Origin of the sequence: Actinopolyspora xinjiangensis (genome assembly GCF_900104475.1) — a bacterium.
Classification (GTDB): Bacteria; Actinomycetota; Actinomycetes; order Mycobacteriales; family Pseudonocardiaceae; genus Actinopolyspora; species Actinopolyspora xinjiangensis.
This window is the reverse complement of sequence record NZ_FNJR01000006.1, coordinates 268534-279622: the sequence shown is the minus strand read 5'-3', so window position 1 is coordinate 279622 and position 11089 is coordinate 268534. Positions and strand designations below refer to the sequence as shown.

Genomic DNA, 11089 nt, shown 5'->3' with positions numbered 1-11089 from the left:
GAATCACCACAGATTGCTCCTCACCACCCTAACACCCGGCCACACCCCCCATTCACCAGGGGGCCCGGATCCACCAGAACCCGGAACAACCAAGCGTTAGAGCCACCCTCGACGGTTTCTCCCGTCGGGAGCACCAAGTTACTTTACTCGATCCGGCCAGCGGTGTCAACCCGCTCTTTCCGTCTCGCTCGGAGCCTCGTCAGCTCCTGTTCACTTGTGGATACAGCTTAACCCAACCCCGATGGGTACTTCGAGGGGGCCCCACTCAGCTGCCCGGGACGCCGGATGCGCCGCGGCAGCCTCGGTGAGGGCGGAGACGATACCGCCTCCCTACTCGGCCTCACGGCCGGGGCGCAGCCACAACTTGACGGTACTCGTCTCCGAAGCTCCGATCGCCTGCATCAACTGCTCCGGCGGCACCGGTTCACTCCTTCCGACCGGAACGATGTCGTAGCCCCAGGAGGTGAACTCCTCCAGCACACCACGCGGTTCGTCCCCCAGCGCTCGTATGCCAGAGGGAGTGAAGGAGCACACCACGGCGGGACGGTGTCCCCGCAACAGCCGTTCGAGCCCGGCGAGGATGCGGTGCACCCGCGAGCCGACGTCCACGTGCACCACGGAGAGGTTGCGTTCGCCGACCCCGTGCTCAGTGCTGAGCTCCTCATCCAGCCGGACCCCCCTTAGCCGGACCACGGAAGCGCGCCCGTCGGGAGCGGACTGGTGCCCCTCCCCTTCGGCGGAGGTCACCTCAACCCCGCCGGTACCGGCGGGCAGCCCGAGGAGTTCACAGTCCGTGCTCCAGGCCGCGCGGTCCAGCACGGTCAGACGTTCCCGGAGCCGCTCCGCGACGTTGACCTCCGCGTTGTGCTCCAGCAGACCGCGCGCCGTCTCGTCCGGCTCCACCGCGATCACCCGCCCGGTGTAGTTGAGCCTGCCGAGCACACGGACGGCCTGGTAGCCCACGTAAGCACCGATGTCGAGGAAGACACCACCGGGTTCGAGCAGGGAGTCGATCAGCGCGGACACCTCGGCGTCCCAGCGGTGGTGCGAGGACAGCCAGGGCAGCATCACCGTGTCGTCGGCCGGTAGCCGCAACAGTCCCGCCTCACACACCACCGGCGTGCCGGGCAGATGGGCCGTCCCACCGTTGCGCTCGTGCTCGCGCAGCACGATGCGGCGCAGCGCGTCGGTGCTGCGCAGCGTGTTGTCGATGTCCAGGGCGGTGCGGCGCAGCCCGTTCTCCAACTGTTCCCGCTGGTTCCGCTCGGAGGTCTCGATCCGCTGCTCCAGCCGGTCCACCCGGTCCAGCGTCCGCTCCACGGCACCGGTGAGGCTGTCTATGCGCTCGGCTAGTTCGGAGAGCTGCCGCTCGCCGAACGAGCCCGCGCTCTCCTCCAGGGCGCGCAACCTGCGCTCGTGCTCGGCGAGGTCGGTGCGGGCCTGCACCGTGCTGTCGTCGGCTCCGGCGACCCTGGAACCGAGCTGTTCCTGGCGCTGGGCCAGCTGCGTCAACTCCGCCCGCACCGCGTTGACGTCGAGGTCGTCGGCACGTTCCTGCTGTCTGCGGAGCAGCTCCGAGGAGGTCTTCTCGACCCCGTCGAGCAACGACCGGATGATGTCGCGGATGTGCTCGTCGTAGTGGCCCAGGGCTTTGAGCACGGCTTTGCGCAGGGCGGGGGTGACCGCGTTGCGCCCGCCCATGCCCACCTCGGGCGGACGGTGCAGCGCGTGCCGGGCCACCAACAGCGGACGCAGCGGATCCTCGTCGGGACCGTGCTGGTCCCGCGCCCACTTGGCCCGCCAGTTGCGATAGGCCGCCTCCACGCGTTCGCGGAGCTGTTCACCCGCCTTGTTCGGTGCGTGGTGCTGGGCCAGGCGTTCGCGGGCCGCGACGCCGAACCGTTCGAGGGCTCCGGGGTCGTCGGCCGCCTCGGTCAGCGCTGCCGCGGCGGCTTCGAGGTCAGGCTCCCCGGCACCGTGGCATCCAACGAGCACCGCGCCCTCACGTCCGAAGAGCTCGCCGACCGAGCCCTGTTCCACCGTGATGACGGGAATCCCACGTGCCGCCGCGTCGAGCATCCGGAGCGCGTAACGATCCCCACCGACACCACCTTCGGCGCGGTGCAGCGAAACGGCGCAGTCGGCGACGAGTTGGGCGGTCTCCTCGGAGTCCTCCCGCTCCAGCAGCAGAATCCTGGGATCTGTGGTGGTGGCCAGCCGCAGCCGCTCGGCGGCTTCCGGATGCTCGGCGGCGCCACTGACCGCCACGACCAGCCGCACGTCTTCACGCCCGCCGAACGCGGCACCGAAGGCGGTCACCAGACCGAGCACGTTCGCGCGGTGCTCCTCGGTGTGGTCGGCGAAGGCGACGAAGACGAACTCCCCCTCGATCCCGAGCCGTTCGCGTGCGTGTCGCCGAGTCGCCGGATCGGGGCGATCGTGTTCCGGGAACGGCAGGGCGAGCACCCGGGCCTGCACGCCCACGTGCCGTGCCGCGTGCCTGCCCGCCTGCGACAGCGCCCACAGCTCGGTCGGTTCGCCGGAGACGGTGGCCTGCTCGGCCGGATCGGCCCCACCGTCCGGGCGAACGTCGATGAGGTGGTGCCCCGCGGGCACCGGGACCGAGGGGTCGCAACGCAGCACGACGGGGTACTGCGCGTCGTCCGAGTTCGGGATCCCGGAGGAGCGCACCGCGAGCCGCACCAGTTCCGCTAGCCTGCCGGAGCCGACGACGGCCACGCCGAGCTGGTCGGTCATCTCGGAACGGTTCGGCCCCGGGCTCCGCACCAGCCGCGACGGCACGCGCCCACTGGCGACCCCGACTCCGGCGCACCACTCGGCGAAGGCGGCGGCGTCGTCGGTGAGCGGCCGCGGGTAGTCGCGGCGCAACAACGGGTCGTCCTGCCAGAGCGCGAAGCACCACCGGGAGCATCCGGCGGCCCGCTGCTGCTCGTCACCCGGGGTGGCGGCCCAGTCCAGGAACTCCGCGAACGGATCGCGTTCCGGGGCCTCGGGTTCGAAGGGGCCGGGGACCACGGGTTCCCCCGAGGCTTCGGCGGACAGCCACTGGGAGCGGTACGCGGCGCGCAGCGGGCCGGGCAGCGCCGTACCGTCCGGGAGCTCGTCGAACGGTGAGGACTTCTCGGTGGCCATCCCCTGGGACACGAGCGCGTTGCGGTAACCGGCGCACAGTCGCGCCAACGGCGGGGACTCGGACAGCAGTACCCGGGGGCGGTCCGAGTACTCGGCGGAGAACAACCAGGGGCGCTGCGGCTCGAAGCCCTCGAAGTGGACGCTTCGCAACGGCTGACCGTCCACGATGTAGCCGTCCTCGGAGGATTCCAGGGTTCGCTGACCGGCGTTGAACACCGAGAGCCCGACACCGGGGTCGCGCAGCACCCGGTGGTCGACCACGGCGGGAAGCCCCTCGAAGAACTCGGCCGCGGCGTCCGGTTCGGCCCGCACCCGTTGCGCCCATTCGTCGAGCACCCATTCGCAGCCCTGGCAGACCGCGAGCAGGTTCGGGTCGAATGATCCCCGTGCGGCCAGGTCCCGGGCCCCCGGGCGCAGCCCGTCGGCGGGCAGCGGGCGGAGCACCCGGGGGGACAGCCCGAGCGGGGTGTCCTTGTCCAGGGTGGCGAGCGGTTCCCCGAACGATCCGAAAACCTGGACCGACGGCGACAGGTAGAGCACCAACGGTTCGGAGCGCAGCAGGAAGGAGAGGAGCCTGGGCAGCACGACGGCGTTGAGCAACTCACCGCCGCAGGCCGTGGCCAGCCGGGCGAACTCGACCTCGTCGACGCCGATGTCGGCCGGGGTGAGGACTTCCTCGCGAGCACCGGCTTCGAGGCCGGAGTCGAAGTCCAGCAGCAGGATCGTGAACCGCCCGCCGGGGTGGCACCGCAGGAACGAGTCGCGCAGTACCCGTGCCCCGGCGAGCTGGCCATGCCTCGCGACCGTGCAGCCGTGCGGCGGGCCCGGCCCGCCTCCCTCGTCGGACGGCCGGGGGGATCCCTCCTCCGGCAGCTCGACGGGCCAAGCCGGTTCGTCGGCGAACTCGTCCGCCGGGCCGGGCCCCTCCGGATCGGCGGGCGGCCACTGGTTCGATTCGGAATGGTCCAGGGGATCGCTCACGGTCCTGAACCTACCGTCGAGGATTCGGCCTCGGCACTCCCCGACCGGATCACAGCATCGGCATCAGGGTGCGCAGCTCGTACGGCGTGACGTGACTGCGATAGGCGTTCCACTCGTCCCGCTTGTTGCGCAGGAAGAAGTCGAAGACGTGCTCGCCGAGCGTCTCCGCCATCAGCTCCGAGTTCTCCATCTCGGACAGTGCCTCGTTGAGGTTCTGCGGCAGGCTGGGATACCCGGCCGCCTTGCGCTCGCTCTCGGTCAGCGACCAGACGTCGTCCTCGGCGGCCGGTGGCAGCTCGTAACCGTGTTCCACGCCACGCAGCCCGGCGGCGAGGATCACCGCGTAGGCCAGGTAGGGGTTGCACGCCGAGTCGAGGTTGCGCATCTCGATACGCCGGGAGGAGGACTTGCCCGGTGAGTACATCGGCACCCGCACCAGGGCGGAGCGGTTCGCGTGGCCCCAGCAGACCGCTGTGGGGGCCTCGCCCCCGACCACGAGCCGCTTGTAGGAGTTCACCCACTGGTTGGTCACCGCGCTGATCTCCCTGGCGTGCCGCAGCAGTCCCGCGACGAAGGCACGGCCGGTGTCGGAGAGCTCGTAGGGGTTCTCGGGGTGGTAGAAGGCGTTCTGGTCGCCCTCGAACAGGCTGATGTGGGTGTGCATCCCGGAACCGGGCTGGTCGCTGAACGGTTTGGGCATGAACGAGGCCCGCACGTTCTGGGTGAGGGCGACCTCCTTGACCGTGTACCGGAAGGTCATCACGTTGTCGGCCATGGTCAGCGCGTCGGCGTAGCGCAGGTCGATCTCCTGCTGCCCCGGTGCGCCCTCGTGGTGGCTGAACTCGACGGAGATCCCCATCGCCTCCAGCGCCTCGATGGCGTTGCGGCGGAAGTGGGGGGCGGCGTCGTGGCTGGCCTGGTCGAAGTAGCCGCCCGAGTCCGCGGCCACCGGCTCGCTGCCGTCGGTGGGCAGGTTCTTGAGCAGGAAGAACTCGATCTCCGGGTGCACGTAGCACGTGAAGCCCGACTCGGTGGCCCTGGAGAGGGTGCGCCGGAGCACGTGCCTGGGATCCGCCCAGCAGGGAGATCCGTCGGGCATCGTGATGTCGCAGTACATCCGCGCCGAGTAGTGTTCCCCGTCCGCCGTCTCCCAGGGCAGTACCTGGAAGGTCGCCGGGTCGGGTTTGGCGACCATGTCCGACTCGTAGATGCGGGAGAACCCCTCGATGGCGGAGCCGTCGAAACCGATCCCTTCGGCGAAGGCCCCTTCGAGCTCGGCGGGCGAGATGGCCACCGATTTGAGAATGCCGAGAACGTCGGTGAACCACAGCCGCACGAAGCGGATGTCGCGTTCTTCCAGAGTGCGGAGCACGAACTCCTGCTGACGGTCCATGCCCGCACCCTAAGCGTCCGGGTGGGCTCGTGCCCCACCCGCTCGGTCACGAGTGGGTGAGGCACGTCCGCCGACAGGGTAGCCGACAGCCGCTCGGCCCGGAGTGTTCGGTGCGCCCGTCGGTGCGGGGCTCTCGATCCGGGACGGGCACGGCCCGGCCGGAAAACCTCGATCAGGCCGAGCAGCGCTTGTCCTGCTCGGGGAGCTTCAGATCGACCAGGTAGCGCGTCCCGGCCTCGTTCACGCAGTCGTTGCCGTGCAGGAAGACGGTGTGTCCCTCGCCCTCGTAGGTCAGCAGCCCGCCGCCGAGCGCGTCGGCGAGTCGCCTGCCGTTCTCGTAGGGCGTGGCCGGGTCGCCGGTGGTGGAGATCACCAGTGTTTCGGGAAGTTTCTCCGGCCGCGGTTCCGGCTTGTCACCGGTCTCCGGGACGGGCCAGAAGGCGCAGGCGTCGCGGGCGGAGCTGACGGGATGGCCGTTGTCGGTGAAGGGGGCCGCCCGCCGGTACTTCCGGTTGAACTCCCGGTAGTCCTCTCTGCCGCCGATGCGGTCGGCGTCCACGCAGGTCACCGCGGTGTAGACGGCCATGATGTTGGAGTAGGAGCCGTCCTTGGCCCTGCCGTGGTAGAGGTCGGCCAGTTGCAGCATCACCGAGCCGTCACCGTTGGCCAGTCGGGACAGTCCGGTGTTGAGTGGCTGCCAGTACCGCTTCGAGTACAGCGCCTGCACGAAGCCGATCTCGGCGTCCGCGTAGGACAGTTCCCTGCCCTCGAAGACGGTGGAGGCCGGACTGCCGATCAGCGGCCGGGTGATCTCGTGGTAGCGCTCGACCGCACGGTCGGGATCGCCGCCCAGCGCGCAGCGCCGCTGCCGGGCGCACCACTGTGCGAAGGCGTCGAAGGCCTGCTGGAACCCGGCGGCCTGTCGCAGGTTCATCTCGGCCCTGTCCCAGTTCCCCGGTGCCATGGCCCCGTCGAGCACCATCGCCCTGACCCGTTCGGGGAACCGGGAGGCGTACTCGGCCCCGAGGCGGGTGCCGTAGGAGTAGCCGAGGTAGGTGAGTTCCTCGTCGCCGAGCGCGGCTCGCAGCACGTCCATGTCCCTGGCGACGCTGTCGGTCCCCACGTTGGCCAGCAGCTTCTCACCGCTGCGTTCGGCGCACTTCTCGGCGTAGCGGCGGTTCTCCTTCTCGATCCGATCCACCGCCGCGTCGGAGGTGATCGCCTCGGAGTTCAGTCGAGCGGCGTCCTTCTCCTCGTCGGTGAGGCACTTGACGCGAGGGGTGCTCGCCCCGACGCCGCGCGGATCGAAGCCGACCATGTCGAACTTCTCTCCTAGTTCGGTGCCCTCGATCTTGGAGACCCGCGCGGCGGTCGAGGTCATCCCGGAAGCCCCCGGCCCTCCCGGGTTGGAGACCAGCGAGCCGACGCGCGCCTGCTCGTCGGAGGCCGGCCTGCGCAGCACACCGATCTCGGCGGTCTCACCGTCGGGTTCGTCGTAGTCCAGCGGCACGGTCAGGCGGGCGCATTCCAGCCCCTCGGTGTCGAAGAGCTTCTCCGCGCGGGGCGTGGTGGCGTAGGACGCGCAGCCTTCCCAGTCGAGTGACTGCTGGTAGTAGCGCTCCAGTTCCGGCGCGGGAGACTGCGCGGTGGACTGCTGGTTGTCCTGCTGTGATGGTTCCTGCGTGTTCGAGCACGCCGTCACTACCCCCAGAAGAGCGACAGCGGCGACCACGGTTCGTGGGCGAAACATGCGCGGGATCGTGACACGCGACATCGGAACGGCGCGACGAGCCGCCCCGGCGAACGTGCGCGTCGTCACTGCGCGAAGATGGAGATATGCCGCAGTTGCGTGTAGCTCTGGCCCAGGTGAACCCCCGCGTGGGCGACATCGCGGGTAACAGTTCGCTGGTCCTGGAACGCAGCGGGGAAGCCGTGGCGCGCGGGGCGCACGTCGTGGCGTTCCCTGAGATGGTGCTGTCCGGCTACCCGGTGGAGGATCTGGCGCTGCGCAAGTCGTTCGCCGCCGCCAACCGGGCCGAACTGGAGTCCCTGGCGGTGCGGCTGCGGGAGGCGGGCTGCGGGGACGCCCTGGTGATCGTCGGGCATCTGGACCGCGACGACGAAGGTGTGCGCAACGCGGCGTCGCTGCTGTACGGCGGTGAGGTGGTCGGCACCTACTTCAAGCACCACCTGCCGAACTACGGCGTCTTCGACGAGGCCCGCTACTTCGCCCCCGGCTACGACCTGCCGATCGTGCGGTTCCACGGGCTCGACATCGGCGTGGTGATCTGCGAGGACATCTGGCAGAACGGCGGACCGATCGCGGCGCTCGGCAAGGTGGGAGTGGACGCGGTGGTCTGTATCAACGGTTCCCCCTACCAGCGGGCCAAGGACCACGAGCGCACCCAGCTGGTGATACGCCGCGCCGCCGAGGCCGGAGCCCCGATGGCCTACGTGAACATGGTCGGCGCGCAGGACGAGCTGGTCTTCGACGGCGACTCGATGATCGCCACGAACCACGGGCGGCTGTTGAGCCGCGCTCCGAGGTTCGCCGAGCACCTGCTGGTGCGCGATCTGGACCTCACCGCCGGTGGCCACACCTCCACCGAGGTGGCCCCCGAACCGGTCGATCAGGGAACACCGCTGCACTTCCGGCCGCGCGCGCTGCCCGCCTTCCACGTCGAGCGGATGACGCTGCGCCCGGACCCGCTGCCCGCCTACGAGCTCTCCGAGACCGAAGGGGTCGCCGAACCGCTGGCCGAGGAGGCCGAGGTGTGGTGGGCCCTGGTCACCGGCCTGCGGGACTATCTGCGCAAGAACGGGTTCAAGTCGGTGGCCTTCGGGTTCTCCGGTGGGATCGACTCGTCGGTGTGCGCCGCGATCGCGGCGGACGCCATCGGCCCGGACGGGTTGTACGGCGTGTCGCTGCCCTCGCACTACTCCTCGGAGCACTCCCGCTCCGACGCGGCGGAGCTGGCCGAGCGGATCGGCTGCCACTTCGAGGTGCACGCGATCGAGGACATGGTCCGGGTGTTCGTGGACCAGCTGGGACTGTCCGGGCTGGCCGAGGAGAACGTGCAGGCGCGCTGCCGGGGCATCACGCTGATGGCGCTGTCGAACCAGCACGGGCACCTGGTGCTGGCACCGGGCAACAAGACCGAGCTGGCGGTGGGCTACTCCACGATCTACGGCGACGCGGTCGGCGGGTTCGCGCCGATCAAGGACGTGCCCAAGACGCTGGTGTGGCGACTGGCGCGCTGGCGCAACGCGGCGGCGGAGAAGCGCGGGGAGACTCCGCCGATCCCGGAGAACTCGATCACCAAGGCCCCTTCGGCCGAGCTGCGGCCGGGCCAGGTGGACACGGACTCGCTGCCGCCGTACGAACTGCTCGACGAGGTGCTCGACGGCTACGTCGAGGGCGACAAGAGCTACGACGACCTGATCCGGGAGGGCTTCGACGCCGAGCTGGTCGAGCGGGTGCTGCGGATGGTGGACCGGGCGGAGTACAAGCGCAGGCAGTACCCGCCGGGCACCAAGATCACGCTGAAGGCGTTCGGGCGGGACCGCAGGTTGCCCGTGACGAACCGGTGGCGCGAGGCGCGGCCCGAATAGCTCAGAGCCGTTCCGCTCGACGGGCATCGTCCTCGGCGGAACCTCTCGCACGGCTCTCGCCGCGGGTGCCGGAGACATCGGGTGGGTACTACACAACGTCGGGGCCGTCCTCGCGAGAGCGGCACGGGAGACCCCGCGACGGTGCCGCTGGCGGCGGTGGTCGGAGTGCGGCTTCGGGAACAACTCGGGCACGGCGATGTCGCGGGAAAACGGCGCATCCCGGGTCGCACTGTCCCATCGGTCCGGCGATGTCGCGGGAGAATCGAGGCGGGCCGTAATCCGGCCGGAGGGCCTGTCGGCATCAGACCACCGGTGCGGGGGAGGCGGATGACGTTCGCCGGTCGGTGCGGCGCTCGGACCGTCGTTCGGTGGCGAGCAGCGACTCGAATGCCTCGGCCTGCGCGGTCAGCAGCCGGACTCCGGCGAAGTTGACCGGACTGTCCTCGGTGTAGGAAGTGAGCACCTCCTCGCCGCTCCAGACCAGGTAGAGCACCCGCAGGTGGTGGCCGGTGCCGTTGGCGGCGCGCCAGGCCCCGAACTCGGCGGTGTAAAGGCCGAACTCCGAGTCGCAGCGCGAGAGTTCGGCGACCGCCCAGTCGTGCAGCGCCTCCCGCAACAGCTCGGGGTCGCGGTTCGCGGTGTCCACTTCGAGGCTGGCGATCAGCGGGTCGGCGGCGCCGAGGGGACGCGACGCGGGTCCGTGTTCGAGGGTGTAGCCGAAACGCACGGAAAACCTCTCCTCACCGGCTGGATAGACTGCCCGTGTCGAACGGACAGTGTGTGGTCGATTACATGCCAAATCTAGCTGACATTTGACCGCACCACATGGCCCTGAATGGGTGATCTTCGGAGATGGGCAAACCTCGGGCGACGATCGAACGCAGGCAGCTTGGGGCAGAACTACGCAGACTCCGCGAAGCCGCGGGCAAGCAACAGCGGGACGCCGCGGCGGCGATCGAGTGCGACGTCAGTCAGATAAGCCGTGTGGAGCGCGGTGAACGAGCCTTCAAGGTGCTGGAGATAGAAGCGCTGCTGGACTTCTACGACGCACCGGAGGAATCACGAACGCAGATCGGCAAACTGGCGCAGCTCGCGCGCCAACGTCAGCCACGCAGGATGTACTCCGACACGCTTCCCGGTGCGTTCCGCAGACTGAGCGATCACGAACAGGACGCCACCGAGCTCTACTACTCGGACAGCGAACTGATCCCCGGGCTGTTGCAGACCGAGAACTACGCCCGCGCCCTGATCCGAACGGCTCGTTCAGCGAGTGCCGGTGGTGAGCCCGGGGACGTGGAGGCGCGAGTCCAGTTCAGGCTGGACCGTCAGGAACTTCTCAAGCGAGCCGACGCACCCTACATGTGGTTCGTGATCGGCGAGGCCGCTCTACGACGACCCATCGGGCACAACGAGGTACTCCGAGAGCAACTCGTTCACCTGCTCGACCTGATCGAGCGGCACGAGCACGTCGTGATTCAGGTGGCACCGTTGGACATCGTGGATCATCCACTGCTTGGTGGCCCCTTGCAAATACTGCGCTTTGGCGGAATCGCACCGGATATAGTCCAGCAGCCGACCTTCATAGGTGCCGGGGTGTATCTCGTGGACGAAGAGGACATCGCTGAGTGCTCACGGGCATTCGACCGCCTCAAAGCGGTAGCACTGGGACCTGAAGAATCGCGAACGTACATCACAAAACGCCTGGAGGAACTGGACGATGAACTCTGAGCAGCACGAATCAGGCTGGTTCGTCAGCAGCTACAGCGGTGGTAACAACAACAACTGCGTCGAGGTCCGCTTCACCAACCACGGCACCGAGGTACGCGACACCAAGAACCGCACAGCGGGAACACTCGCCTTCGACCGCGAGCAGTGGAACTCCTTCGTGCGAACTCTGCCCGACAACATGGCGTGATCCCGAGCGGCCGGGGCATGCTTCGGCACGACCCA

Annotated in this window: 7 protein-coding genes; 3 read left to right on the top strand and 4 right to left on the bottom strand. The window is 69.0% G+C overall.

Annotation, left to right across the window (positions count from 1 at the left end):
* Positions 1-330: 330 nt before the first annotated feature.
* The 3 genes from BLQ75_RS11780 to BLQ75_RS11770 form a co-directional block, all read right to left on the bottom strand.
* Positions 331-4134, bottom strand: coding sequence for a glycosyltransferase family protein (locus BLQ75_RS11780; protein ID WP_092601545.1), 3804 nt, complete (start codon positions 4132-4134; stop codon positions 331-333).
* Between the two features lie 49 nt (positions 4135-4183).
* On the bottom strand, positions 4184-5527 hold the full coding sequence (glnA, locus tag BLQ75_RS11775; protein ID WP_092601543.1) for a type I glutamate--ammonia ligase: 1344 nt from the start codon (positions 5525-5527) through the stop codon (positions 4184-4186).
* Between the two features lie 172 nt (positions 5528-5699).
* Complete coding sequence (locus BLQ75_RS11770) at positions 5700-7277, bottom strand: alpha/beta hydrolase (protein ID WP_092601620.1); 1578 nt, start codon at positions 7275-7277, stop codon at positions 5700-5702.
* A gap of 86 nt (positions 7278-7363) precedes the next feature.
* Here BLQ75_RS11770 and BLQ75_RS11765 point away from each other — a divergent pair, with 86 nt between their 5' ends.
* Positions 7364-9139 carry an NAD+ synthase gene (locus BLQ75_RS11765; RefSeq protein ID WP_092601541.1) on the top strand — a complete coding sequence of 592 codons (1776 nt, stop codon included), beginning with the start codon at positions 7364-7366 and terminating at the stop codon, positions 9137-9139.
* A 301-nt stretch (positions 9140-9440) separates the two neighbouring features.
* Here the strand turns inward: BLQ75_RS11765 and BLQ75_RS11760 are convergent, their stop codons facing one another.
* The gene (locus tag BLQ75_RS11760; RefSeq protein WP_092601539.1) at positions 9441-9866 is read right to left on the bottom strand and encodes a hypothetical protein; all 426 of its coding nucleotides are present in this window, start codon (positions 9864-9866) and stop codon (positions 9441-9443) included.
* Between the two features lie 125 nt (positions 9867-9991).
* Between BLQ75_RS11760 and BLQ75_RS11755 the strand changes: the two genes are divergently transcribed.
* Entirely contained in the window at positions 9992-10867 is an 876-nt protein-coding gene (locus BLQ75_RS11755) for a helix-turn-helix domain-containing protein (protein WP_092601537.1), read from the top strand.
* Positions 10857-11054: a DUF397 domain-containing protein gene (locus BLQ75_RS11750; RefSeq protein ID WP_092601535.1), complete on the top strand. Its 198-nt coding sequence runs from the start codon at positions 10857-10859 to the stop codon at positions 11052-11054. Before BLQ75_RS11755 ends, BLQ75_RS11750 begins: the two co-directional genes overlap by 11 nt.
* The last annotated feature ends 35 nt before the right edge of the window (positions 11055-11089 follow it).

Bases quoted from the DNA above. Each gene is read 5' to 3' on its own strand.
- BLQ75_RS11750 (WP_092601535.1), top strand. From the start codon at position 10,857: ATGAACTCTGAGCAGCACGAATCAGGCTGGTTCGTCAGCAGCTACAGC.
- BLQ75_RS11755 (WP_092601537.1), top strand. From the start codon at position 9,992: ATGGGCAAACCTCGGGCGACGATCGAACGCAGGCAGCTTGGGGCAGAA.
- glnA (WP_092601543.1), bottom strand. From the start codon at position 5,527: ATGGACCGTCAGCAGGAGTTCGTGCTCCGCACTCTGGAAGAACGCGAC.
- BLQ75_RS11770 (WP_092601620.1), bottom strand. From the start codon at position 7,277: ATGTTTCGCCCACGAACCGTGGTCGCCGCTGTCGCTCTTCTGGGGGTA.
- BLQ75_RS11765 (WP_092601541.1), top strand. From the start codon at position 7,364: ATGCCGCAGTTGCGTGTAGCTCTGGCCCAGGTGAACCCCCGCGTGGGC.